We start from the raw sequence: 26385 nt of genomic DNA, 5'->3' as shown, positions 1-26385 counted from the left end.
GTTTGCGCTTTAAAATTTGGCGCTTCATCTCCTAATCTTAAACTCATAATCTTATTTTTTTAAATGTGTTTAAATCATATAGTCTACAAATATAGTAGATTAAATTTAGCAAACAAGTAATTCTTCAATTTTTTAAATTAAGATGAAAAAACTAACCCTAATCCAATTGAAAGTAAGGATTTTACCCAAAAACTTATTATGATTACCAAAAGTAGTATAAAAAGTAATTTATTAAATTACTATGCTTGCATAATATATATTTTGTATATTTGAGTATGGTGGTACACCGATCTCATAAAACGATTGTGAGTTGGGAGAAAACCTTTTGAGAGCAAATCTTATTAGATATATAAGTTATCGGCTTGGTAACTGATGAACCAAAAAAACTGAAATGCCATGAATTTTGAATTAAGCGAAGAATATAAAATGATCCGCGACGCAGCGCGGGAATTCGCCCAGGAGCTAAAGGCTGGGGCAATCGAGCGCGATGAAGCCGCAAAATTTCCAACAGATTTTGTCAAGCAGATGGCCGAATTAGGATTTATGGGTATCATGACCCCCGAAGCTTATGGTGGAGCTGGCATGGATACATTGGCCTATGTTCTTGTTCTCGAAGAAATTGCCAAAATTGATGCCTCTGCGGCCGTTATTGTATCCGCCCACAATTCACTGGTATTATATGGACTCAATGCTTTTGGTACAGAGGAACAAAAACAAAAGTACCTGATTCCTTTAGCGAAGGGCGAGAAACTTGGTGCTTTTGCGTTATCAGAACCCGAAGCCGGCTCGGACGCCTCCTCGCAGCACACAACCGCCGAAGATAAAGGAGATCACTATCTACTAAATGGCACAAAAAATTGGATCACCAACGGTGGCCATGCCGATATCTATCTTGTCATTGCACAGACACATCCTGAAAAAGGCCACAAAGGAATCAATGTATTAATGNNGATTAATTGTTGAAAAAGGACTGACGGGATTTACCATTGGTCCGAAGGAAAACAAATTGGGTATCCGCAGTTCTGATACCCATTCACTTCTATTTTCCGATGTCCGGGTTCCTAAGGAAAACCGCATCGGAGAAGATGGCTTCGGATTTAAGTTTGCCATGAAAACACTCGATGGTGGTCGTATCGGCATTGCAGCACAGGCCTTAGGAATTGCTGCCGGTGCTTATGATCTCGCTTTGGCTTACTCAAAAGAGCGAAAGACTTTTGGAAAGCCAATTTCGGACCATCAGGCCATACAGTTTAAATTGGCCGATATGGAAGTCGATATCGAGGCAGCTCGACTTTTGACGTATAAAGCCGCTTGGACGAAAGACCAGGGACTTCCTTACGGTAAAGAAGCTGCCATGGCCAAACTATATGCATCGGAAGTCGCCATGAAACACACTGTAGAAGCTGTACAGATCCACGGTGGCTATGGTTACGTAAAAGAATATCATGTCGAAAGGTTAATGCGCGACGCAAAAATCACACAAATCTACGAGGGGACCTCTGAAATCCAACGTCTGGTGATCGCCCGCGAGATTCTGCGCTAAGCTGTCAGTCATGTTATGCCTCCAAAAAGTGTCTAACCTTTTTGGGGGCATAACATGACTGACAGTTTTTTAACTTTAAAGGCTCTTCAACTTGTTATCGATCATAGCAAGATATTGATAATCCTGAAAGGCAAAGCTCGCCGTTTCGGCCATCGCCAGATTCAAAATAAACTTTGCTTTGCGAAGTAAATTCTCCTGATTACCATCTGTAGCATTCAAACCATCAAACAACAAGGTTAAAGCCAATGGATGTAGTTGCTGTATTTGAAGATCTGTTTTGAGATATGCCGAAAGCTCACTTTCGGAAAGATTTAAAAAATAGGCCCTGCTCTTTTCGAAGAATTTTTCATAAGCATCTTCAAACACTGCTGGATCAGTCGGCTCCGTAAAGGCATCATGACCTTCTGTCCATATGCGAAGAAATTTACCAATTTCTTCGATCCAATTCATCAATACATCTTTTTTAAAACTTAATCCCATGATCTATGCTTATCTGATCTGTCCATTTCCACGGACAATCCATTTCTCTGTTACCAATTTTTCTAATGCAAATGGTCCGCGGGCATGTAACTTTTGGGTCGAGATACCGATTTCTGCTCCCAAACCAAACTCACCACCATCTGTAAAACGTGTTGATGCATTGGCATATACCGCAGCAGCATCCACTGTGTTCAAAAATTGTTCGATATGGAGTTCACTGGAAGAAACAATACACTCCGAATGTTTGGAAGAATATTTTGCGATATGCTCCAAAGCTTCGTCCAAACTCGAGACCGTCTTTATTGAACACTTCAAATCTAAAAATTCTCTTCCAAAATCATCTTCTTCTGCGCGCTTTAAATTTGAATAATTTTCACCTTGCAGTACCTCATAAGCTGTAGGATCCGCAAAAACTTCCACCTGAGCATCTTCAAAATAAGTTTTCAATTTCTGTAGAAACTCGGGAGCAATAGTACGATCGACCAAAACAGTATCTAAAGAATTACACACCGATGGCCTGGAAATTTTAGCATTAGCAACAATTTTAGCTGCCATGTCCAAATCTGCTGTACGGTCCACATACGTATGGCATACTCCCGCTCCTGTTTCAATGACAGGCACCTTAGCGTGCTCCCTGACATAATCAATCAATGACTGTGAGCCACGTGGTATGATAATATCCACATATTGGGTAGCTTCCAATAATTCCGAAACATGCTTCCTCTCAACAGGCAACAGTTGCACAATAGTTGTTGCGATACCATGCAGCTCCAAAATATTATGGATCACTTTCAACAGCGCTTCGTTGGTGTATAAAGCATCAGAACCACCACGCAATAGACAAACGTTACCCGATTGAATACATAGTGCAGCAACATCTATCGTCACATTGGGTCGCGATTCATAGATTACCCCAACGACACCGAGCGGAACCGTAATTTTCTCGATCTCCAATCCATTCGGCAATATCTTTTTTAGTAATAGCTGATCTGTTGGGTCCGCTAGCTGGGCTATTTGCTTAACACTGTCAGCCAAGCCTTTTAGACGATCGCTATTGAGCAGAAGACGATCCTTTTTGGGGTCATCATCAGACATACGATCCAAATCAATTTTATTCGCTTGTAATATATCCGCAGTATGCGCGACAAGACCATCTGCGATGGCATTTAAAATAGTTATTTTGGTATCAGGAGCCAGTTGTTGCAAAATTTGTTTTGCTTTGGCCGCCGCCTGAAGTTGTTTTACGATGGATTCACTCATAACAATACGATATCATTTGCATGTGCAATTTCTACATTTTTTTTACTGGTCTGGGACAAAGCGGATGAATCCATCTTAGCCCGGGCTACGGCAACGGTTAAGCCTTCTAGATTGACGATATTTAACACTTCTCCTTTTTCAAAATGTTCAACGATACGGGTTACCCCCACGGCTAGCAAACTTTTATGTTTCAATAATGCTTCTTCCGCTCCACGGTCAACCATCAATTCCCCTTTTATCAAACTTCCACTCGCAAGCCATTTCTTGCGGGAAGAGATCTTCTTACTTTGAGCCAGGCACAATGTACCAGTCTCGTGCTTAACCGCTTTTTGGATCGCCTCTTCGGTTTGCATACTAAAAATGACAACAGCAATCCCCATTTGATTAGCCAATCGGGCAAAGTTCAATTTCGAGGTCATTCCCCCCAATCCTACTGAGGATTTATCCTTCCTTGCCAAACCTAAGATATCCCGATCGATGGTTTCAATTTGCGGTATAATCTTGTTGTTTGCATCCAACACACCGGGGACGGAAGTACTAAACAGCAATTTTTCGGCACCAAAACCAACAGCAATCAAGGTTGCCAGCTCATCATTATCTGAAAACTTCAGTTCTTTATTACTCACCACATCATTTTCATTTGCGATTGGAATAACATTGTTCCGCCACAATTCCTCATACGTATTTTTCAATTGTAGAAATTGATCTCGATTGGAAAAATGATGTCGCTCACATAAACTCTGCGCCAATGAAATTTTAAACGGTCGGAAATAAGTTGAATACGTATTAATCAATATGGGGTTCCCAATTGCCGCGGCGGCCTTTCGTTCGGATAACGTTCCCGTATAACTGGGCAGAAAACGTTTACCGGCAGCAACAGCACCTGAAGAGACCAAGACAATATTGTATTTCTTTTGTAAGGAAGCAATCTGCCTAGCGATCTCCAAAACAATACGTTCATCAACTTCTCCCTCTTTCGTGGTAATAGAAGCCGATCCAAATTTGACAACGAGAATTGGCTTTTTCATTTTTTAGTATGTTTTAGTTTAGATTTGAGCACTAATTTACTGAGAAGAATTTGATTTACGCAAAATATGTTAACAATTGAACAATATAATTCAATTGAAAAACTCATGAAATAAGGTCGATTCCGATGGATCAGGAGGCATCCTGAGATGAAAGAAAGGAAAATAATTAGCGTAGATTTCAGAGGTCAATTCAGATCTCAGCGATCAGTACGAATGGCCTGAAGATGAAAACATAAAACTTGAGCTTACAAAAAAGCAGCAATTCCAATATAATACCAAAAAAGTTGCCACTTTCTGAGGCGATATAGGTGATGGAATGCTGCTTCTCGTTAAAGATATATTTATTGCTATTTTTTTAGTATCTGATGGAGGTCAAATCGTAGGCCAACATTGAACGTACGGTTATAGAGTTTTACATTTTCATTGACGCTCATATCCTTCATCCCATAATTGGAGCCAATGAAGAAACCATAGCCCCCATTCCATTTGTAACCTAAGTTAAAACCCAAACCATAGTCTGAAGGATTGGTCGTTGCATCGTAAAATTTTCCATCATTATTATTCACAGACATCTGTATACCATAATAGGGACTAGCAGCAAGATAAATCCGACCTTCTCCAACCGTAATATTATAAGCTATGTTTAATGGAATATCGATCGCATTTCTTCGGTATGTTGTCCAGTTATTTTCAAGGGCATGCTTTGCCTCCATACCATTTTGGGTAAAGTTTACTTCAGGCTGAATAGAGAGTCCACCAACGAGCGGTATTTCAAGAAAAAGCCCTGCTGTAACACCCGAAATGCTTCGGAAGCTATAACTGTGCGTTCGTTTATTAGATACCAATGATCCGGCATTTGTGTACCCGGCGTTTATACCGTAGGAAATTTTACTTTGGCAGAACGCTGTGGAAAGCACAGAAAACAGTATTATACTGCAGATTAAATGTTTCATATGTGGTCAATTTATTTACAATTGCCACAAATATGCACGACGGAATCTTAATTTAAACGCTATTTAGCGTTGTTTAACAAATCTTAATATTGATTAACAATAATTAATACATATTAACAAACCAGCTTCCTTTACGATGGGAATCGCTCTTCATAGAGCTTCTCCAAGGAGAACATTTCATCACGATATTTCGCTGCTTCCAAGAAGTCCATTTCTTTTGCAGCTTTGTCCATTTTCTTCCTTACGTTATCGATCGCCTTCTTCAAATCTTTCTCACTGAGGTATTGCATCACTGGGTCAGCTGCAATGGCTTGCGACGGATCAGGTTCAACATAAATTTTAGGTTCAATACCCGAAAAATCAGCAACAGAAGTCTGCTCCAGAATCTCCTCCCTTGTTTTGCCGACTGTACGCGGTGTAATGCCATGTTCCAAGTTATATTTCATCTGCTTGTCTCTGCGACGATTGGTTTCATCTATTGTGACACGCATACTATCCGTCATTTTATCGGCATACATAATAACCCGACCTTTATCATTCCGGGCAGCCCGACCAATCGTCTGAATAAGAGATCGTTCGGAACGCAGAAAGCCCTCTTTATCCGCATCGAGAATAGCGACAAGCGTAACTTCAGGCAAATCAAGCCCCTCACGGAGTAAGTTCACCCCGACCAGAATATCAAATTCGCCCAAGCGAAGACCCCGTAAGATTTCCACACGCTCCAAGGTTTTAATTTCGGAGTGAATATAACGGACTTTTAAATTCAGCTTGGTCATATATTTGGAAAGCTCTTCGGCCATGCGTTTGGTCAATGTAGTAGCCAAAACACGCCCTCCTTCTTTGATGGTCTTATCGACCTCTTCCAAGAAATCATCGACCTGATTGATCGCTGGCCGTACTTCAATAATCGGATCCAAAAGTCCTGTTGGACGAATGACCTGCTCAACAACAACACCTTCGGTCTGCTGCAGTTCGTAATCGCCCGGAGTCGCGGACACATAAATCGTCTGATTCGTCAGGGATTCAAACTCCGGAAAGTTTAAAGGTCTGTTATCCAAAGCTGCTGGTAACCTAAACCCATGTTCCACCAAGGAAACTTTTCGCGACCGGTCACCACCATACATCGCACGCAATTGTGGTAAGGTGACGTGGCTTTCATCAATGACCAACAGGTAATCCTCCGGAAAATAATCCAGCAAACAGAACGGACGCATCCCCGGTTGTCTACCATCGAAAAAGCGGGAATAATTTTCAATTCCCGAGCAATAGCCCAGTTCACGCATCATTTCCAAATCATAATTGACCCGCTCTTCCAAACGCTTCGCTTCAAGCATTAAGCCCTCCTCTTCCAGTTGCGTTTTCCGTTGCATCAATTCATCTTGAATAGCCCAGATCGATTCTTTGAATTTTTCCTTCGGTGTAACGAAAAGGTTTGCCGGAAAAAGAGCAAGATCTTCCATCTTATTGAGCGTTTTACCTGAAATAGGATCGATCTCACTCAGTTCATCAATTTCATCCCCAAAGAATGAAATCCGAATGGCATTATCCAAGTATGCCGGAAACACATCCACCGTATCACCTTTAACACGAAAGGTACCCCGTTTAAACTCTGCGGTCGTCCGTGAATATAAGATCTCGACCAATTTATGCAGGAAAGCATTTCTTGTGACAGTCATACCGACACCAAAACGAAAAATAGATCGGGAGAAATCCTCCGGATTCCCCATACCGTAGATACAGGATACCGAAGAAACGACAACAATATCACGCCGACCCGACATCAAAGACGAGGTAGTCGCCAAACGCAACTTTTCGATTTCCTCGTTAATCGCTAAATCCTTCTCGATGTAGGTATTCGTCGAAGCAATAAAAGCTTCAGGTTGATAATAATCGTAATAAGACACAAAATAGTTGACCGAGTTATTGGGAAAGAACTGCTTGAATTCACCGTACAACTGAGCCGCCAATGTTTTATTGTGACTTAAAATCAATGTTGGCTTTTGCGTTTCCTGAATCACATTGGCAACAGTAAAGGTCTTACCCGATCCCGTTACCCCCAAAAGCGTCTGGTATTGCTCTGCCTGCTCTACACCTGCTACCAATTGCTTAATTGCTTCTGGCTGATCGCCTGTGGGTTTGTACTCCGATGTCAATTCAAATTTCATATACTTCCTATTTCTTAAAGAAAACTATTCAGGCCTTTTCCAGCAAACATTGCACCACGAATTGCTTAAGCGTAAGCTCAAAAACAACTTTTATGATCCGATGGTTTCAATCTGCAAAAAGACGATTTTTCGACCTGTGATCCAGGCCATATCTTTCCAAGGTCTTACACAAATTTACTAAAAATTTTACCATTTTAGTGCAAACTATAATAATACCATAGATGTTATTACTTTCAATTGATTATTTATTATCTTTAGTTTAATTGAACTAGCACACACGCCATGGTCACTATTCTATCTACCCAAAATAGCATTGCAAATCATTTTATTGCCGAGCTGAGAGATAACATTATTCAACAGGATCGCATGCGCTTTCGTCGTAATCTGGAACGATTAGGTGAAATTTTCGCTTATGAAATCAGCAAGACAATGACCTACAAACCTGTTGAAGTTGAAACTCCGCTAGGTGTGGCCAAAACCCATCTCTTGATGGAACAACCCGTACTCGCTACAATTCTGAGAGCGGGCCTTCCCTTTCATCAGGGACTTTTAAATGTTTTTGATCACGCAGACAACACCTTCATTGCGGCTTATCGGCATACAAAAAAGAGCGGTGAGTTTGAAATTCATAAGGAATATGTCAATACACCAAACTTAGACAACCGTACAGTAATCATTGTAGACCCCATGCTGGCTACAGGAAAGAGCCTCGTTTTATGCTGTAAGGATCTCCTGGCCGAATATGACATCAAGGAATTACACATTGTTGCGGCCATTGCATCCGAAGAAGGACTAAACCACGTTCAGGCTTTTGTACCCACGGCGCATATATGGGTTGGTGACGTCGACCACGAACTGACCTCAAAAGCCTATATTGTACCTGGGCTCGGTGATGCCGGAGACCTGGCCTATGGTGTAAAACACCATTAATGTGGATAAATTATTTAAAACTAAATTAACACTTAGCTCATTGAAATTCAGTAAATTTATGTCAATGATGAAGTTTAATTTTTTTATATCTAATTTATATCGCTATGAGATGGCAAAAATACAATGGCGAATCCATTCGCTCCACGATTTTCGATGCTGTTGAAGAAGTCATTAAACGAGAAGATGCCCTAGGGAATAAGCTCAAGGTTTATATCGGCACCGATTCCCAAGTCAAGAGAGGCATCATCGACTTCGCAACAGTCATCGTCTTTCTCCGGGAACATAAAGGTGGATTTATGTTTATCCAACGGGACAAAAGGCACCACCGAATGAGCATTAAAGAAAGGATGCTACTCGAAGTCCAAAAATCCATCGATATAGCCTATCAACTCTGCCCCCTCCTCGAAAAACACAAAGTAGACCTCGAAGTCCACGCCGACATCAACACCAATCCAAATTTCCAGTCAAATGTTGCCCTGAAAGAAGCCATGGGCTATATTATGGGTATGGGATTTGTTTTTAAGGCCAAGCCCGAGTCTTTTGCCAGTACCAATTGTGCTAATAAACAGGTTCAATAATTGACTATAAGGCAGACTTTGTATATTTAGGGTGTAATTTTTAATACACCACATGCATGATCTTTTTCAGCAGATTGCACGTCAATTTGCCCAGACCTCTTGGCTCGAATGGTTAGGTACCCTGACAGGCTTTCTTTGTGTCTATTTGGCCGCTAAGCAAAATATATGGAACTGGCCGATTAGTATCATCAGTGTGGCGTCCTATGCTATTCTGTTTTATGATGCCAAACTATATGGAGATACTGTACTGCAATTCTACTTTCTGTCTACTGCTGTTTATGGCTGGTATTATTGGATAAAACGAAAAGAAGAAAAAAAGAAACCCATCGTCAAAGCCAGCAAGGGGCAGTTGCTCCTTTGCCTCCTGGCAATCCTCGTCCTGACACTGTCAATCGGTTATCTCCTCGATAGCAAGACAAATTCCGATGTTCCTTATATTGACGCTTTCTGCACGTCCGTAAGTTTTGTTGCTCAATTTCTGATGACACGCAAAGTACTTCAAAACTGGCTCTTATGGGTATTTGTGGATATTTGTTATATCCCGCTCTATATACACAAAGACCTTATGCTGACCGCAGTACTCTACCTTGTTTTCACACTCATTGCTTGGAATGGCTATCGCGATTGGCAGAAAACCTATAAAAATTTTGCGTAATATTGCCTATCAAAACGATCGATGTGGGAAAAGATTTCATAAAAATTGCCGTTGTTGGCCCCGAGTCCACCGGAAAATCAACGATGGCACAATTTCTTGCCAAGGAATTTCAGACAGTATGCGTGCCCGAATATTCACGTTATTATTGCCAAAGCCTCAACAATAAATATACCTTACAGGACGAAGTCAATATGTTTTATGGACAGGTCGCTTTGGAGGAAGCGCTGGTCAATTTAGCACAAGGACAGCTTCTCATCTGTGACACTACCTTCCTTACGGTCAAAATTTGGTCAGATCATCTTTTCGGACATACACCACCGGAAGTCACCGATAAAATTCAACAACATGTTTATGACCTTTATCTGCTGATGGATATCGATCTACCCTGGCAGGACGATCCACTACGGGATTTCCCCGAACAGCGCGAACATTTCATGGAGATCTGGAAAAACGAATTGAACGCCATTAATGCGAATTATCGTCTTGTTTCGGGGATCGGCGACCAACGTCTTGAAAATGGACTTCATGCTGTAAAAGATTTTCTGACATTGATTTGAGACAAGTGTCTTGACGAAGCAGCCTTTTACAGCTATATTTGTAGGAATAAAGTATAGCATGTTGTTTATGCGGAGTAAGTATACTTGCCCGGCGACAGAAAGCTTTATAAATACGATTAAAATAGAATATTAACATTTTACTTAAGAAATAATGTATCCAGAATATTTAGTAACTCCAATGCGTCAAGAGTTAGTTGATGCGGGATTCGAAGAATTAAAAACACCTGAAGCAGTTGATCAGGCTATCGCATCAGAAGGAACTGTTTTTGTGGTTGTAAACTCTGTTTGTGGTTGCGCTGCTGCAAATGCACGTCCTGCTGCAAAAGCTGCTGTAAAAAACGAAAAACACCCAGCTAAATTGGTGACTGTTTTCGCAGGTATGGAAACTGATGCAGTAAACACTGCACGTAACTACATGTTGCCTTACCCTCCATCTTCACCAGCAATGGCTTTATTTAAAGACGGGAAATTGGTACACATGATTGAAAGACATATGATTGAAGGTCGCCCGGCACAAATGATTGCTGACAATTTAGTTGCAGCATTTGACGAGTACTGTTAATCACGTATTTTGATTTTTGAATTAAAAAGGCTGTCCAAGTTATTTGGATAGCCTTTTTTGTCTATTGGATAATTCGTATTTTCATTACTTTTCCTGCACGTCCCCTTTCAAAACTTGACAGATGGTCTCCTGTCCGAACAATATGCGGCAACTCAGCATAGGCGCCTCACGTAAAGCAATTCGATCAGTTAAAGCAATTCGATCAGCCAAAACCTCAAGTCCGCATATCCAGCAAATCTAGCCCCAAGTCTAGTTTCAGTTTATTAAAAGCTTTTTCCTATTTTTAGGTTATGAAAACCTTCCCAATAATCATTTTTTTATTCTGCTTGACGATCATATCATGTTCACCGCAAACGAAAGTGGACCTTATTGTTTATCATGCGCAAGTATATACTGTAGATTCGGCTTTTAGTACAGCACATGCTTTTGCTGTCAAAGATGGTAAGTTTATTGCCATTGGTTCCGATGAAGAAATACAGCGAAAGTATAAAGCAATAGAAAAAATTGACGCACAGGGGAAGGCCATTTATCCGGGATTCTACGATGCCCATGCGCATTTATTTGACGAAGCCGAACTAATGGATCAAGTTGACCTAAACGGCACCGATTCTTTCGAGGAGGTTATTCAACGTGTCAAAAACTACCAACAAAAAAACCCGGGCAAAACTTGGCTGATCGGTGGTGGCTGGGACCAAAATCGCTGGAAAGATAAAACTTTCCCAACCAAGGACCTACTCGACAAAGCTTTCCCGGATATCCCCGTTTACCTCATACGTGTAGATTATCATGCGGCGGTTGCGAACTCCAAAGCACTCGAATGGGCAAAATTAACGAGTATCCCCATCATTCGCGGCGGTGTGGTCGGCGGGACTAATGATACTCCCAATGGTCTCTTGATCGACAATGCAATGGATCTTGTCAATAAGACCATTCCGGTTCCGAGTGAAAAAGAATATCTAAGAATGCTCAAGCGAACGCAAGACTCCCTCCTTTCCGTTGGTCTTACCTCCATTGTAGATGCAGGTTTATCAAAAGAAAGACTCGATCTGCTAAAGAAATACTATCGGGAAGGGCAGTTGAAAATTAGAGATTATGCCATGATCCTAGGCAATCCTCAAAATATAAAGTCATTTATCGATCAGGGTTTCTATGAAACAGACCGTTTCGAGATCAAAGGATTTAAACTGCTCGCCGATGGCGCATTGGGATCCCGTGGTGCATGCCTCCTTGCGCATTACCATGATGCCCCCACCCACGGCTTTCTCCTCCATAGCCCTCAAGAATACGAAGCAATGATCAAACAGATTGCCGAAAGTAAGTTTCAGGCAAATACCCATGCGATAGGCGATTCGGCCAATCGTATTATATTGGATATTTATGGCAAATACTTCCACAATAACGACGATCGTAGATGGCGAATCGAGCACGCCCAAATTATATCGCCTGCAGATTTTGATAAGTTTCGAAAGTATCAAATCATACCATCTGTACAACCCACACATGCAACCTCCGATATGTACTGGGCCAAAGATCGACTCGGTGAAGAACGCATGAAAGGCGCTTACGCTTATAAGCATCTGTTGAAAGAATATGGAAAACTCGCATTGGGGAGTGATTTTCCGGTCGAACATTTCAATCCCTTATATGGTTTCCACGCGGCAGTAGCCCGCGTCGACAAAAAAGGATATCCTAGCCACGGATTTCAGATGCAAGATGCGATAAGCCGTGAAGACGCTTTGAAAGGAATGACAATCTGGGCGGCATACTCCTGTTTTCAGGAGAAAAAAAGAGGAAGTATCGAAGTGGGAAAAGATGCCGATTTTGTTATCCTCGAAAAGGATATCTTGAAAATTCCGAATGAGCAACTGCGAAATGTAAAAACAGAACAGACAGTAATTGCAGGTGAGACTGTGTTTAAACGATAACAATAGCTCATATGCCTAAACATGTCCACTAAACTTATATCGCTGACAAAGCGAAATAGTTAACAAAAAAGATAGCTAACAAATCAAACATTTATTCACCTGCAGTAACCTGCCCTAGGGAGGATTACAAGGAAAATTTAGAATAAATTTTCCTAATTACGAATATTTCGTATATTTACGATATAAACATACATTTATGAAATATTCATTACCACTTCTATTATCCTTAACGACGCAGCTGTTATTTGCACAAGAGCGTACTCCAGCAATCGCTAAAGTACATTACGAATTCAAGCATGTAAATGATAGCACCCAACGGGATCAATTTATACGCGATGAAACAGTCGTTTACCTGAATCAACAGGCCAGCTACTACACGTCATATTCGTCCAAGCGCATGCAAGATGAGGTCAAAAAACAAATGGAGGGCCCCAGTTTCGACGGTACACTAAACATTACTACTCGTTCGACACCATCGAGCTCCTCCTATTTATTAGACGCCAATCAAAACAAAATGACCGAAGTGGTCAGCGTTGCCAGTGACAATTTTGCCATTCCACAGGTTTACCCTATTCAAGATTGGGAAATACTGGGTGACCGCAAAGAAATTGGTGGCTACAATTGCCAGAACGCAAAAACAACATTCAAAGGCCGAACCTATATCGCCTGGTTTACAACCGAACTGCCGTTTTCCTATGGTCCGTGGAAACTTCATGGTCTTCCTGGCCTAATTCTGGATGCTCGTGACACAAAAAATGAAGTGATTTTTGCTTACGCCGGATTCGACAAAATTGAGGATGGCAAAACATCGGTGGCCCTGCCGCAAAACGCCATCGTAAGTACTGCAGAAGAGGTAAAAAAAGTTCAGGAAGCCTTTAAGGCCAATCCACAAGCTTATATGCAAGCCCAATCGGGAAAAAACAGAACCATCAGTGTAGGTTCATCGGGAAGTATGGTTGCAGTTAGATCCAGTTCCGGCACCGGAGGAGGCTCCCCTGCTGGTGCTTTGGATCCGTCAAAAATAAAGAGTTTCAATATTTCAAGAGACGATAAGTACAAACCTTCAAAAGTTACCAACAATCCGATAGAGCTGACGCCTTAATGAAAGTATTTTTATGTTTATTTATAGTCGTTTTGCTTGGGCAAATAACCTTTGCCCAGCAAACGATTAGTGGAACGGTCCAAGTGGATAAGACGCAACATCCCGTACCCTTTGCCAGTGTCAACATCCTTTCAGACAACAAAATCATCGCTTTCAAACCGACAGATAAAGAAGGGCGTTTTACAATTACATTAACAAAGGACTATGCAAGCCTCTACTTGCAGATCAATCACCTTACTTACGAAAAATTTGAACTCAAACTTGGCACGCAGACATCCAATCTTCGGATCCCCCTCGTACCAAAAACCAATCTACTACAAGATGTCATTGTAAAGAGCAAACCTAAAGTAAGCCGTTCAAATGATACGATCTCCTACGACGTCGGATCTTTTGCCAAAGAAGAGGATCGAAATATAGGCGACGTAATCAAACGTCTTCCGGGTATGGAAGTTACCGAATCGGGTCTTATTAAATACCAGGACAAAACCGTTTCTAAACTTTACATTGACGGTGACGATCTATTGGAAAATCGCTATGGTGTAGGTACACGGACAATCCCGCATAAAATGGTAAAGGACATTCAGGTACTCGACAATCACGAACATTATAAAGTCCTTAAAAATAAAAGATTTACAGACGACGTCGCCATAAATCTCGTTATCAAAGAGGAAGCAAAACTAAAACTCACTGGGCAGGCCAAAATTGGCGTCGGTACGCCCAATCTCTATGATCCTGAATTGAACTCAATCCTATTCAACAAAAAAGTTAAGATGTTGAATGTCCTCAGCGGTAATAATACTGGCAATGATCTTTCCGGAGATATCATCGGCGCCAATCAGTCCTCTTTACTGGCCAAGTTTGGCAGCTCGCCCATCAACAATCTCCTGGCGACGAGCACAACAGGCAGTCCAAATATTCCTAAAAACAACTATTATTTCAACAATACAGGTTCGCTAAACACCAATAACCTATATAACCTTAAGAATCACTGGCAGCTAAAATCAAATATTCAGGTTTTATACGACAACGATAGGCAAAATAATGCCTCAAGCACACAATACCTGCTCGATGATGGCGACGTCTATTTTAATGAGCAAAATCAGCTGAAAACAGCGCGATGGCTTGGCGCAGCCAGACTTTCGGCATCCACCAATACGGAAAAGAAATATGCGAGTAATGCCTTGTCATTTGAGTATGAAAAAAAAGATATAACAGCATTGTTGGCAAACTCCTCAGGCCAGATCGAGCAGTTCCAGAAACACCACATCAAGGGATTCAGCAACTTGTTTAGCTATATACCCCAACTTAAAAACAATGACATTATTGCAATCAACTGGTCTTTAAATTATGGTAATAAACCACAGACTTTACAGATCTATCCCGGTGTTTTTCCAGAAATACTCAACGATAGCATTCCCTATAAAAGTAGCCGCCAGCAAATTGAAATTCCTTCCTTTTTTACGGAGATCAGTACAGGTTATCGCTTCAATAAAGGCAGAATCAAACAATACTATCAAATTGGCTTCAATACAGATCGCCAACACTTCAACTCGCTCCTTACAATAGCGGATAATGATCAACATATTCGAGCATTGGGCGATAATACCCGTAATGATCTGCATTGGAGCAGGTCCCAAGCATTTATTACTCCTCAATATTCCTGGAAAACAAATCGGTTTGAAACCCAGCTCGACATCCCGGTCACCTATTTATTTACACATTATGAAGACGTCAGTCATCAGCTGTCCACGTCCAAAAATTCCGTGCTGATCAATCCTAATTTAAAAGCGAGATGGCAGGTTTCTCAAGAAGACTATTTTCAATTTAACTATCAATTTGCGCAGGACATTGGCAACATAGAAGATATATACCGCGGTGCGGTATTACGGAACTATAGAATGCTCAGCCAAAATAATGCAGTGCTAAATGAATCCAAAAAACATACATTTAATCTCAATTATAACTTAGCCCGTACCCTAAAAGTATTATTTGCAAATGCTGGTATTAGCTATTCAAGATCGCTTTCCAACACGATATTATCTTCCGTTATAAAAAATAACATCACCGAAAATATCTTGGTCAATATGGATAACCTGCAGGAGCGCTGGTCTTCTCAGATCGGGTTCGATAAATACATTTTCCCCCTGGCAAGTACCCTAAAACTAAAAGGAAGCATTTCTCACTTCAAATACAATCAATTGTTAAACAATGCCTTAGTCCCAATTCGAAGTATGAGCTATCTATTTCAACCCAGTATAGAAGCTAAAGTCTTTAAATCTTATAACATTTCCTATTCAGGACTATTCAATTGGAGCAGGAGTAAACAACAGGGCCTGGACAATACGATCCAAAATAAAACTACCACAATGATGCATAATATAGGTTTTCCGACCAGCCCCTTCAAAAATGGCTTTATGCGGCTAAACCTGCGCAATCTTGCCACCTTTCAAACAAACATGAAAAATGCAAGTTATACCTTCATAGACTTTTTTACGCGCTACAAGGTCAACAAGTGGAAAATGGATTTCGAATTGGAAATGAATAATTTGGCCAATATCAAAAACTATCGTACTTATCTGATGACGGCCAATATGATTTCCCAGAATGAATTTGAACTTCGCGGGAGAACAATTTTACTCCGCACAGTTTTTAACCTTTAAAGCATCAAACTCCATCGAAAAGAAACAATTGCCTTGAGCTATTAAAAAAAGAAGCCTGAGCAAAAATCACTCAGGCTTCTTTTTATATCTTGCGAAAAAGTATTTTTCGTTAAAACACTTTAGAACTATTCTCTATTGCATATCGAATAGATGTTTCTCAGCATGATAAGAAGAACGAACCAACGGTCCTGACTCCACATACTTGAATCCCATTTCTAAACCAATTTTCTGATATTTCTCAAACTGTGCAGGTGTAATCCATTCGATTACAGGATGGTGAGCTTTCGTAGGCTGTAAATACTGACCCAATGTCAAAATATGTACCCCGACGTTATATAAATCTTGCATTGCCTCGATAACATCTTCCTCAGTTTCACCTAAGCCAAGCATAATACCTGATTTTGTACGGAGTCCAGCTTCAGAAATGCGGCGTAGGCACTCGAGTGAACGATCGTATTTAGCCTGAACGCGAACTTCTCTTGTCAAACGACGGACAGTTTCGAGGTTGTGCGAAACAACTTCGGGACGTACTGCGATTACGCGGTCCAAATTATCCCATTGTCCTTTAAAATCTGGCAAAAGTGTTTCTAAGGTTGTTTCTGGGCTTTCTCTACGGATTGCGTTGATTGTCTCCGCCCATATTACCGAACCACCATCTTTTAGGTCATCACGATCCACCGAAGTGATCACACAGTGTTTTACCTGCATTAACTTGACAGAATTAGCGACACGATTAGGTTCATCCAAATCAACCGCCAGAGGACGACCTGTTGCTACCGCACAAAATGAACAAGAACGTGTACAGATATTTCCCAAAATCATGAAGGTTGCCGTTCCAGCGCCCCAACATTCGCCCATATTCGGGCAATTTCCACTCTCACAAATTGTATGTAATTTATGCTCGTCTACAAGACTTCTGACATGTCTATACTCTTTACCAACAGGCAATTTGACACGCAACCAATCAGGCTTGCGTTGTGCAGGAGTTGCCGGAATAACTGGAAGTTCAATCATACAACAAAGTTAAGGATTAAAAATGTAATTTCTAACCGTCAATTTGTTGGTTTTATATCATAAAAAATGACCGATTGCCACCAATAATAGAATTATGAAACAAAAATTAGGATATTTGTGTTGATTATCATTAATCTAATAACAAAACTATGCGACTGAGCCGATCTTTATCCATGTTGTTACTTGGGGGTGCAACCATCTTTACTGCACATGCCCAAACCAACTTTGACATTATACCCAAACCTTCGAAAATCACATTGGCTACGGGAACATACGCTATCCCTACACATCTTCAGGTTGTTGTTTCAGATGAATTTCAGGAGGCGACACAACTGCTTACTGAACACCCAGCTATCAAAAGCCTAGCTGTCGAAGTACTCAAGAAAAATAAAAAAGGCCCAAAAGAAGGCTTTCGCATTATTAAAGCAGTCGATGCAGATAACCTTAGCAAGAACGCCTATTCCATCCAAATCGATGAAAAAGGCCTGCTACTCAGGGCCTGGAATGTACCCCAGGTTATCAATGGGATTTACACACTGGTTCAATTGGGCTATCTACAAGCTGATCCAAGTAAAATAGCCTATGCGACTATAGTCGATGAGCCACGATTTGCCTACCGTGGCTTACACCTGGATGTATCGCGCCATTTTATGCCACTATCTTTTGTCAAAAAGTATATCGACATCATGGCCATCTACAAATTCAACAATTTTCATTGGCATTTAACCGACGGAGCGGGATGGCGATTGGAGATTAAGAAATATCCGGAGTTAACACAAAAGGCGGCCTGGCGTACACATACGGGCTGGAAAGATTGGTGGAACAATGGTCGTCAGTATGTAGAAAAAGGTAAGCCAAATGCCAGCGGTGGATTCTATACCCAGGAAGAAGCACGCGAATTGGTCGACTATGCAGCCCGTAAAGGAATCAATGTAATTCCTGAGATAGAAATGCCCGGACATTCGGAAGAAGTATTGGCCGTATATCCCGAACTCTCTTGCTCCGGAAAGCCCTATAGTCAGGGAGAATTCTGTATCGGCAATGAAAAAACCTTTGAATTTCTAAAAAATGTTTTGGATGAAGTACTCACGATATTCCCTTCCCAGTACATTCATATCGGCGGTGATGAAGCTGAGAAGAAGCATTGGGAAACCTGCCCAAAAGATCAGGCGCTCATGCAAAAAGAAGGATTAAAATCTGTTGACGAACTGCAGAGTTATGCTATCAAACAAATGGATCTATACCTGCAATCCAAGGGTAGAAAGCTGATCGGTTGGGACGAAATCCTTCAAGGGGGGCTCACAGAAGGAGCTACCGTCATGAGCTGGCGCGGTGAAGACGGCGGCATAAAGGCCGCAAATGCAGGCCATGATGTCATCATGACTCCAGGTTCACACCTCTATTTTGATTCTTATCAGACAGACCCACGGACACAGCCTGAGGCCATCGGGGGTTACCTGACATTAGATAAAGTTTATTCGTATGATCCTATTCCAGCTGCGATACAAGGGGACAAAGCCAAGCATATCCTCGGAGCACAAGCGAATATATGGACAGAATATGTACCTACCACCGAACACCTCGAATATATGGTGTTCCCACGTGCACTGGCATTGGCGGAAGTCAATTGGACAAATAAAGATGGGAAAAGCTGGACAGACTTTCAGCGAAGACTACAATCACATTATAAGCTACTACAAGATCTAAACGTCAATTATTATCGTCCTTCCTTTAATGTCGCTTATACAGCAACATACAATGCTGCTAAAAACAACAATAAAATTACGCTGACAACGGAGCAACTAAAAACAGATCAGATCCGATATACCATTGATAGCAGTGAGCCTACAATCTTGTCTACACCATATACTGGACCATTTGAACTCAGCTCAACAGGTCATATCAATGCCGCTTATTTTCTAGATTCTATCAAAATCGGTCCAACCCTATCCTTTGATATTGACATTCATCGTGCTATTGGAAAAAAAGTAACGTACAACACAGCATGGTCGGGATATCCAGCACAAAAAGATTCTACCTTAACAAACGGAATCATGGGCGGTCTTTCCTATCACGATGGTCAATGGCAAGGATTCACCAGTCCGATTGATGTTGTCGTGGATATGGAACGCAGGGAGGAAATACACCAAGTAGCCATGAATTTTATGCAGATGATCGGCCCCGGCGTTTATATGCCAGGAGAAATGGAAGTCCTGCTTTCGGATAATGGCCGTACCTTCAGATCTGTAGGAACAATCAAAAATGACATATCCGATAAAGAATCCAAGTTGACTTTCAAAAGGTTTGAACTCAAACTTGACAAAGCCCAACAGGCCCGTTATATAAAAATCAAAGCCAGCAATCCAAAAAAAGGCTACTTGTTTACGGACGAAATCATCGTTTATTAAACAAATCAGCCCCATTATTGCCTACGAGTTGGAAAACATACTGCTTATGTTTTCCAACTCGTTTTTGTTTTTTCAGGACCACTTTTCTAAAAAACTACATTTTTTTTTGAAATATTCTTAAAATAAATAGTTAATTTTCAAAATTTAAAATGTAACTTTGCACTCCGACAAAGCAGTCGGAATGACCCTTCCCCATGAGCTACTTTTGATTGTCTTTGCTCAGATTTACAATAGGAAATTTAATTTTTTGAACTAGATATAATGCCAAGAAACACTTCCATTAAGTCGGTTTTAATCATCGGATCAGGTCCCATCGTTATCGGTCAAGCTTGTGAATTTGATTATTCTGGATCTCAAGCATCTCTTTCATTGAAAGAAGAAGGTATTGAAGTATCCATCATCAACTCAAACCCTGCAACAATCATGACGGACAAAGTTGTTGCAGACAATGTCTACTTACTTCCATTAACATGCGAAAGTATTGAAGAAATTTTGCAAAAACACAACATTGACGCTGTACTTCCTACCATGGGTGGCCAGACTGCTTTGAACTTATGTATCGAAGCTTCTAACCTAGGTCTTTGGGAAAAATACAACGTAAAAGTTATCGGTGTTGATGTTGCTGCCATTGAAAAAACTGAAAACCGTGAAGAATTCCGTCAATTAATGGTTGATATCGGTGTGGGCGTTGCAACATCCAAAATTGCAAACTCATTCCTTGAAGGTAAAGAAGCGGCACAAGAAATTGGCTATCCGCTTGTTATACGTCCATCTTATACTCTTGCAGGTACAGGAGGTGGATTTGTTCACAGAAAAGAAGATTTTGACGCAGCCTTAAATAGAGGTTTACATGCTTCACCAACACACGAAGTTTTGGTAGAGCAAGCGGTATTGGGCTGGAAAGAATTTGAGTTGGAATTACTTCGTGATACCAACGACAATGTTATCATCATCTGTACCATTGAAAACTTCGATCCAATGGGTATCCACACTGGAGACTCAATCACTGTTGCACCGGGCATGACATTGTCAGACAAATGTTATCAAGACATGCGTAATCAGGCTATTCTGATGATGCGTTCAATTGGTACATTTGCAGGTGGTTGTAACGTTCAGTTCTCTGTAAACCCAGAAAACGAAGAAATTATTGCCATCGAAATCAATCCACGTGTATCACGCTCTTCGGCTTTAGCATCGAAAGCAACGGGTTATCCAATTGCGAAGATTGCTGCTAAATTGGCGATTGGTTACAACTTGGATGAATTGCAAAATCAGATCACAAAGACAACATCCGCATATTTTGAACCAACATTAGACTATGTGATCGTTAAGATCCCTCGTTTCAACTTCGATAAATTCAAAGGAGCAAACAAGGAATTAGGTCTACAGATGAAAGCAGTAGGTGAAGTAATGGCAATCGGCCGTACATTTATCGAAGCTTTACAGAAAGCTTGTCAATCATTGGAGACTGGCCGCGCTGGTTTAGGTGCTGACGGTCGTCAATGGAGAAACCTTGACGAGATCATGGACAGTTTGGAACATCCAAGTGGTGACCGTTTATTCCATATCAAAGATGCTTTCGAATTAGGTGTTCCTTTGGAATCTATCCGTAAGGCAACACGTATCGACAAATGGTTCTTAGTACAGATCCAAGAGTTGGTACACCTTGAGCAAGAATTACGTCGTTATCAATTGAATAATATTCCACGCGATTTCTTCATGACCTTAAAGCAAAAAGGTTATTCAGATGTACAAATCGCATGGTTACTAGGAAATGTAACAGAGGATCAAGTTTACGATCGTCGTAAGGAGCTAGGTATCAACCGTGTTTACAAAATGGTAGATACTTGTGCTGCAGAATTCCCTGCACAAACACCATACTACTATTCAACTTTCGAAGAAGAAAACGAATCAATCTCTTCAGATAGAAAGAAAATCATCGTTTTAGGCTCAGGTCCTAACCGTATCGGTCAGGGTATCGAGTTCGATTACTCCTGTGTACACGGTTTATTGGCGGCTAAAGAATGTGGTTACGAAGCGATTATGGTTAACTGTAACCCGGAGACTGTATCGACAGACTTCAATATGGCTGACAAATTATACTTCGAGCCCGTATTCTGGGAGCATGTACGTGAGATCATCGAATTAGAAAAACCAGAAGGTGTTATCGTTCAGTTGGGTGGACAAACAGCCCTTAAAATGGCTGAGCGTCTAGAGCAACTTGGCGTAAAAATCATCGGTACTTCATTTGAGAATATGGACTTGGCAGAAGACCGTGGCCGTTTCTCCGATCTACTGAAAGAATTGGAAATTCCATATCCAAGATACGGTGTGGCAACTTCAGCAGAAGAAGCATTACAAGTTGCAAACGAAGTTGGATATCCAGTATTGGTTCGTCCTTCTTACGTATTGGGTGGACAAGGCATGAGCATTGTTATCAACGATGAAGATCTAGAAAAAGCTGTTGTCAACTTGTTGAAAAACCTTCCTGGAAACCATATCCTGATCGACCACTTCCTGGATCGTGCAGAAGAAGCTGAATCAGATTCAATCTGTGATGGTGAAGATGTACACATCATTGGTATGATGGAACATATTGAACCTGCCGGTATCCACTCAGGAGACTCTTCAGCTGTATTGCCTCCATTTGGCCTATCACAAGCTGTTCAGGATAAAATGGAAGAATATTCCGTTAAACTAGCAAAAGCATTGAACGTAAGAGGTCTATTAAACATTCAGTTTGCTGTAAAAGGTGAAAATGTATATGTTATCGAGGCTAATCCACGCGCATCACGTACGGTTCCTTTCATCGCTAAAGCTTATGATGTTCCTTACATCAATATTGCAACTAAGGTTATGTTGGGTGTTAATAAATTGAAAGACTTTACAATAGAACGTAAACTGAAAGGATACGCGATTAAAGAACCTGTATTCTCTTTCAATAAATTCCCTGAAGTAGACAAGCAATTAGGCCCTGAGATGAAATCAACTGGTGAAGCAATTCGCTTTATCAAAGATCTTCAGGATCCTTATTTCAGAGAATTGTACAATCAAAAATCAATGTTTTTGAATGCACAATAAGACATATCAATAAAATAGAAAAGGCTTGCAAATGCAAGCCTTTTCTATTTTATATCTTTTACACAGCGGAAGCCAACATTATTTGTCGGACTGTTAACCTCCCCTTTTCCTCTGCTTCCGGCTTTATACCTTTCGCAATATTGATCATTGCAAAGAAATGACCCTCCCCGCTGAACGCGTTTTTCAAGATTTGGTTCCTGCGGATCATAAGAATCTTGTGGTCCTTTGGGGTTAGCAGTTGTACTATGCTGATAATAATCGGGTCTATAAAAATCAGCACACCATTCCCACACATTCCCTTCCATATCGTACAGTCCCAACGCATTTGCCTGAAATGATTTTACAGGCGCAGTCCCCTCAAAGCCATCCTCCTTTGAATCTTGTACAGGAAATTTTCCCTGGTAAATATTGGCGGTCCATTTACCATTAGGCTTCAAGTCCTTGCCCCAATAATACAAGTCATCGTTTGCATCTTTACGTCCTCTAGCCGCATATTCCCACTCCGCTTCTGTAGGTAATCGTTTACCTGCCCATTTCGCGTAAGCTGCAGCATCTTCATAGGCAACCTGAACAACCGGATGATTCATTTTATCCTTTATCGAGCTATTCGGTCCCTCGGGATGTTGCCAGTTTGCACCAGGGACATACTCCCACCACATCAGATAATTGTTTAATGAATTGAGTTCTTTAGGTTTGGAAAATACAGCCGATCCCGGAACTAACATTTTGGGGTCCACCCCTGGAAAATCTTTCGGATCCAGTTCCCGCTCAGCAACAGTTACATAACCTGTCTCCTTTACAAACTGCGCAAACTGTGCATTTGTGACCTCATGTTCGTCCATATAAAATGAGTTCAGTTGCACCTGATGTAAAGGCTTACTATCTTCAAAATTCGAACTTCCCATCAAAAATTTGCCCCCTTCGACTAATATCATCTTGTCCGTAGTCTTACTTTTTAACTGCGCAATTTGGGATTTTATCAGACCTGCGCGCGTAGGTATATTTTCCCCAACACAACAGGAAAGTGTATCCTTGGTGGAAAATAACGATAAACAGGTAATTAGAGTCAGATTGAATAACATAATTAAAGATAAACATAAAAGGGGAACAATAAAAAGTTCCCCTTCAATAAGTCATTTTATATAAGAGGGCTATACGCCCAGTTGTATATTTTCTTTTTTCGCTGATCTAGCACGAATAGGCGTATTTCCACCGCCTTTTAACGTGATTTCTACCGGCGTATTATTTTTCCATGCACCCTTTGTGAAATCCGGTACATCAACTGTTTTACAGTTCTTTTCTACAGATTCAAAACTCAATGGCACGATACAGCTCCATGAAGCAGCATCATAGACATCCTGGTCCAAAGGTAATCCGTTGCGCAAACAGTCTATCAGACGCCAGTCCATCATAAAATCCATCCCACCGTGTCCACCAACCTGTTTTGCCTGCTCACCAATATATTTTACCAATTCTGGTGTGTATTTATCGTACAGTTCTTTTAATTTCTGTTCTGTAATGAATTCATGGCCAAAAGCAATATTCTCCGTAGGGTACTTTTGCGCAAATCCTTTCGTACCGCTCAGTGTATGCAGCCTAGAGTAAGGTCTAGGAGAAGTAACATCATGCTGCAGCATAATCGTTTTTCCTTTTGCGGTGCGGATAAGCGTTGTATTCATATTACCACGGTATTTCTTTCCGACAAATTCCTGAAAAAAAGAATCCTTGGCCGCTAGCTCTTTTGCTTTTTCTCCCATCATAAAATCATTGGAAGACATTGCCACAAGATGATCCATCTTATCCCCTCTATTGATATTTAAGCATTGTGCCACAGGCCCAAGACCATGAGTAGGATATAGATTTCCATTTAATTTTATATTTTCTCTCAGGCGCCACATGTTATCATAGCCATTCTTTGCAAAATTAAGATCCAGCAAATCGTGAATATAAGCACCCTCGGCATGAACGAGTTCGCCAAACAAGCCTTGGCGCACCATATTCAATGTCAGCATTTCGAAGAAATCATAACAGCAATTTTCCAGCATCATACAATGCTTTTTAGTCGCTTCAGATGTCTTCACGACCTCCCAACAATCTTTGATCGTCAAAGCGATCGGCACTTCACAAGCCACATGATTACCCGCTTTCATCGCGGCAATACTCATCGGAGTATGATAATCCCAAGGCGTACAAATATAGACCAGATCGAGTTTCTCTTCTTTCAACAGGGATTTCCAACCATCTTCACCTGAATACGCTTTCGGAGCTGTTAGACCTTTCGATGTAACGATTTTTGTTGCGCGCTCAACCCGATCCGGATGTTTGTCGCAAAGTGCGACAATTTCGCATCCCTCAATAAAGGACAACCGTTCAACAGCACCAGGACCGCGCATGCCCAGTCCAATCACTGCTACTCTGACTTTATCAATTTTTGGAGCTGCATAGCCACACATATTAAACGACCCTGCTGCCGTATTGGCATTGACCAAAGTAGGAAGTGAAACAGCCAGTGATGACAATATTCCGGCCTTTTTTAGAAAATCTCTTCTAGAATCCATAATTTAAAGTTCATATAAATTTAAAGGGACCAATTGGTCCCTCTAAAAAATCACCTATTTTAAAACAAACTAAACAGTCAATAGAAAAATCCTTTTGGATTGGATTTATATTTGGTTCTCATGTAAGAACTTAATCTCTATAACAATAATATAACACTTTTTTCTAAATAAAAAATGAAACTTGAAAGCAATCGTTTGCTTAATCTACACAAACGATTGCCTAATTTTTTATCTTCGTTGTTTTTCAATCGATATTCACTAGCCACAAAGTTTTCAATAATGAAATCCTTGATGGGGATAACAGTCATCACAGCCGTTTACTCTAGCAGGGAATATCGAGCTGCATTTGCTATCGTTATACAATTGTAAATACACAAAGGTATAGCTGCAGGTATAATGTTATATTACGTTCCTGATCGGGATGTGTAAATAAGAAGATCAAGTTATGTGGTTAATGACATTTGCCAATAAAGCTTAATAATAGAGTAGAATAGCTGTATAGCATGTAATACTGAGAGCTATATCTGTAACCATTACCTGAATACTTCCCAACAGTCGGACAGCATATACAACTGCTTATTAAAAGTAGCTACTGCAAGGCCAATTGATATACAGCAATACGATACAGATGAAAAACAATATAGCTTGACAAGGATAGTAGCAGGACAGGATATCCCCCAATAATTACGAGTAGCCCTTGCAGTACTTACCGATATGTGGTTATAGGACACTGGTGAAAAGCAATAAGGTTTGACACGGTCAGTGAAGGCTGTATGAGTGCTGTCCACTGGATTACAATTCCCCTCGGCTACAAGGATGCTCCATACCACTGAGAACAGTGACAGTTGTGGTTGCAGGACTGCTACCGTTTGCGGAACAGCTACCGATGGGCCGGGCTCACCGATGGTCCTGTGCTGCGATAACCA

19 protein-coding genes and 1 pseudogene are annotated in these 26385 nt (G+C 41.0%); 11 read left to right on the top strand and 9 right to left on the bottom strand.

All coding sequences use genetic code 11. The features are described 5' to 3' along the window. The first annotated feature begins 396 nt into the window (after positions 1 to 396). Positions 397 to 1543: pseudogene (locus B2X72_RS20035) on the top strand (acyl-CoA dehydrogenase). Positions 1544 to 1618: 75 nt separating this feature from the next. On the opposite strand, the gene B2X72_RS20030 reads toward B2X72_RS20035, so the two are convergent. From B2X72_RS20030 to uvrB, 5 genes are all read right to left on the bottom strand, one after another. Continuing rightward, entirely contained in the window at positions 1619 to 1993 is a 375-nt protein-coding gene (locus tag B2X72_RS20030; RefSeq protein WP_232475671.1) for a hypothetical protein, read from the bottom strand. Between the two features lie 39 nt (positions 1994 to 2032). After that, positions 2033 to 3283 carry a glutamate-5-semialdehyde dehydrogenase gene (locus B2X72_RS20025; protein WP_088160150.1) on the bottom strand — a complete coding sequence of 417 codons (1251 nt, stop codon included), beginning with the start codon at positions 3281 to 3283 and terminating at the stop codon, positions 2033 to 2035. Beyond that, on the bottom strand, positions 3280 to 4311 hold the full coding sequence (proB, locus tag B2X72_RS20020) for a glutamate 5-kinase (protein ID WP_046672306.1): 1032 nt from the start codon (positions 4309 to 4311) through the stop codon (positions 3280 to 3282). Before proB ends, B2X72_RS20025 begins: the two co-directional genes overlap by 4 nt. 347 nt (positions 4312 to 4658) lie before the next feature. Continuing rightward, the gene (locus tag B2X72_RS20015; protein ID WP_075990955.1) at positions 4659 to 5264 is read right to left on the bottom strand and encodes a porin family protein; all 606 of its coding nucleotides are present in this window, start codon (positions 5262 to 5264) and stop codon (positions 4659 to 4661) included. A 131-nt stretch (positions 5265 to 5395) separates the two neighbouring features. Beyond that, positions 5396 to 7429: an excinuclease ABC subunit UvrB gene (uvrB, locus tag B2X72_RS20010; RefSeq protein ID WP_075990954.1), complete on the bottom strand. Its 2034-nt coding sequence runs from the start codon at positions 7427 to 7429 to the stop codon at positions 5396 to 5398. A gap of 282 nt (positions 7430 to 7711) precedes the next feature. Here uvrB and upp point away from each other — a divergent pair, with 282 nt between their 5' ends. The 8 genes from upp (at position 7712) to B2X72_RS19970 (ending at position 16398) form a co-directional block, all read left to right on the top strand. Continuing rightward, the gene (gene upp, locus B2X72_RS20005; protein ID WP_088160148.1) at positions 7712 to 8359 is read left to right on the top strand and encodes a uracil phosphoribosyltransferase; all 648 of its coding nucleotides are present in this window, start codon (positions 7712 to 7714) and stop codon (positions 8357 to 8359) included. Positions 8360 to 8463: 104 nt separating this feature from the next. Next, on the top strand, positions 8464 to 8937 hold the full coding sequence (locus tag B2X72_RS20000; protein WP_046672303.1) for a ribonuclease H-like YkuK family protein: 474 nt from the start codon (positions 8464 to 8466) through the stop codon (positions 8935 to 8937). A 52-nt stretch (positions 8938 to 8989) separates the two neighbouring features. Then, positions 8990 to 9592: a nicotinamide riboside transporter PnuC gene (gene pnuC, locus B2X72_RS19995; RefSeq protein ID WP_088160147.1), complete on the top strand. Its 603-nt coding sequence runs from the start codon at positions 8990 to 8992 to the stop codon at positions 9590 to 9592. A gap of 23 nt (positions 9593 to 9615) precedes the next feature. Beyond that, a complete protein-coding gene (locus tag B2X72_RS19990; RefSeq protein WP_286851236.1) occupies positions 9616 to 10149 on the top strand; it encodes an ATP-binding protein in 534 nt (177 codons plus the stop codon). Positions 10150 to 10300: 151 nt separating this feature from the next. Then, a complete protein-coding gene (locus tag B2X72_RS19985; protein WP_070563263.1) occupies positions 10301 to 10711 on the top strand; it encodes a BrxA/BrxB family bacilliredoxin in 411 nt (136 codons plus the stop codon). Positions 10712 to 11070: 359 nt separating this feature from the next. Continuing rightward, entirely contained in the window at positions 11071 to 12636 is a 1566-nt protein-coding gene (locus B2X72_RS19980) for an amidohydrolase (RefSeq protein WP_286851234.1), read from the top strand. 196 nt (positions 12637 to 12832) lie between these two features. After that, a complete protein-coding gene (locus tag B2X72_RS19975; protein WP_286851232.1) occupies positions 12833 to 13738 on the top strand; it encodes a GLPGLI family protein in 906 nt (301 codons plus the stop codon). Further along, the gene (locus B2X72_RS19970; protein WP_286851231.1) at positions 13738 to 16398 is read left to right on the top strand and encodes a hypothetical protein; all 2661 of its coding nucleotides are present in this window, start codon (positions 13738 to 13740) and stop codon (positions 16396 to 16398) included. The genes B2X72_RS19975 and B2X72_RS19970 overlap by 1 nt, the downstream gene beginning before the upstream one ends. Positions 16399 to 16530: 132 nt before the next feature. Here B2X72_RS19970 and lipA read toward each other — a convergent pair whose 3' ends face one another. Next, positions 16531 to 17412 (bottom strand): lipoyl synthase, encoded by an 882-nt coding sequence (gene lipA, locus B2X72_RS19965; RefSeq protein WP_075990947.1) that lies wholly within the window; start codon positions 17410 to 17412, stop codon positions 16531 to 16533. Between the two features lie 173 nt (positions 17413 to 17585). Here lipA and B2X72_RS19960 point away from each other — a divergent pair, with 173 nt between their 5' ends. Both B2X72_RS19960 and carB read left to right on the top strand, forming a co-directional pair. Next, complete coding sequence (locus tag B2X72_RS19960) at positions 17586 to 19820, top strand: beta-N-acetylhexosaminidase (protein ID WP_244294579.1); 2235 nt, start codon at positions 17586 to 17588, stop codon at positions 19818 to 19820. Positions 19821 to 20081: 261 nt separating this feature from the next. Continuing rightward, positions 20082 to 22901 (top strand): carbamoyl-phosphate synthase large subunit, encoded by a 2820-nt coding sequence (gene carB, locus B2X72_RS19955; RefSeq protein WP_088160142.1) that lies wholly within the window; start codon positions 20082 to 20084, stop codon positions 22899 to 22901. A gap of 44 nt (positions 22902 to 22945) precedes the next feature. On the opposite strand, the gene B2X72_RS19950 is transcribed toward carB, so the two are convergent. The 3 genes from B2X72_RS19950 to B2X72_RS19940 all read right to left on the bottom strand — a co-directional run. After that, positions 22946 to 23836 (bottom strand): formylglycine-generating enzyme family protein, encoded by an 891-nt coding sequence (locus B2X72_RS19950; protein ID WP_232475668.1) that lies wholly within the window; start codon positions 23834 to 23836, stop codon positions 22946 to 22948. A gap of 216 nt (positions 23837 to 24052) precedes the next feature. Continuing rightward, positions 24053 to 25459: a Gfo/Idh/MocA family protein gene (locus B2X72_RS19945; RefSeq protein WP_232475667.1), complete on the bottom strand. Its 1407-nt coding sequence runs from the start codon at positions 25457 to 25459 to the stop codon at positions 24053 to 24055. A 533-nt stretch (positions 25460 to 25992) separates the two neighbouring features. Continuing rightward, positions 25993 to 26385 (bottom strand): hypothetical protein (locus tag B2X72_RS19940; protein ID WP_286851228.1); only part of this gene is annotated, 393 nt, incomplete at its 5' end.

The sequence above is a fragment of the Sphingobacterium sp. UBA7253 genome, from assembly GCF_002472745.1.
Lineage (GTDB): Bacteria > Bacteroidota > Bacteroidia > Sphingobacteriales > Sphingobacteriaceae > Sphingobacterium > Sphingobacterium siyangense.
Note: the sequence above shows the minus strand (reverse complement) of the source record. Positions and strands in the feature narration are given on the sequence as shown.

Bases quoted from the DNA above. Each gene is read 5' to 3' on its own strand.
- B2X72_RS20000 (WP_046672303.1), top strand. From the start codon at position 8,464: ATGAGATGGCAAAAATACAATGGCGAATCCATTCGCTCCACGATTTTC.
- pnuC (WP_088160147.1), top strand. From the start codon at position 8,990: ATGCATGATCTTTTTCAGCAGATTGCACGTCAATTTGCCCAGACCTCT.
- proB (WP_046672306.1), bottom strand. From the start codon at position 4,311: ATGAAAAAGCCAATTCTCGTTGTCAAATTTGGATCGGCTTCTATTACC.
- B2X72_RS19945 (WP_232475667.1), bottom strand. From the start codon at position 25,459: ATGGATTCTAGAAGAGATTTTCTAAAAAAGGCCGGAATATTGTCATCA.
- upp (WP_088160148.1), top strand. From the start codon at position 7,712: ATGGTCACTATTCTATCTACCCAAAATAGCATTGCAAATCATTTTATT.
- B2X72_RS19970 (WP_286851231.1), top strand. From the start codon at position 13,738: ATGAAAGTATTTTTATGTTTATTTATAGTCGTTTTGCTTGGGCAAATA.
- B2X72_RS19960 (WP_244294579.1), top strand. From the start codon at position 17,586: ATGTTGTTACTTGGGGGTGCAACCATCTTTACTGCACATGCCCAAACC.
- B2X72_RS20015 (WP_075990955.1), bottom strand. From the start codon at position 5,264: ATGAAACATTTAATCTGCAGTATAATACTGTTTTCTGTGCTTTCCACA.
- B2X72_RS19985 (WP_070563263.1), top strand. From the start codon at position 10,301: ATGTATCCAGAATATTTAGTAACTCCAATGCGTCAAGAGTTAGTTGAT.
- B2X72_RS19975 (WP_286851232.1), top strand. From the start codon at position 12,833: ATGAAATATTCATTACCACTTCTATTATCCTTAACGACGCAGCTGTTA.
- uvrB (WP_075990954.1), bottom strand. From the start codon at position 7,429: ATGAAATTTGAATTGACATCGGAGTACAAACCCACAGGCGATCAGCCA.
- carB (WP_088160142.1), top strand. From the start codon at position 20,082: ATGCCAAGAAACACTTCCATTAAGTCGGTTTTAATCATCGGATCAGGT.
- B2X72_RS20025 (WP_088160150.1), bottom strand. From the start codon at position 3,283: ATGAGTGAATCCATCGTAAAACAACTTCAGGCGGCGGCCAAAGCAAAA.
- B2X72_RS20030 (WP_232475671.1), bottom strand. From the start codon at position 1,993: ATGAATTGGATCGAAGAAATTGGTAAATTTCTTCGCATATGGACAGAA.
- lipA (WP_075990947.1), bottom strand. From the start codon at position 17,412: ATGATTGAACTTCCAGTTATTCCGGCAACTCCTGCACAACGCAAGCCT.
- B2X72_RS19950 (WP_232475668.1), bottom strand. From the start codon at position 23,836: ATGATATTAGTCGAAGGGGGCAAATTTTTGATGGGAAGTTCGAATTTT.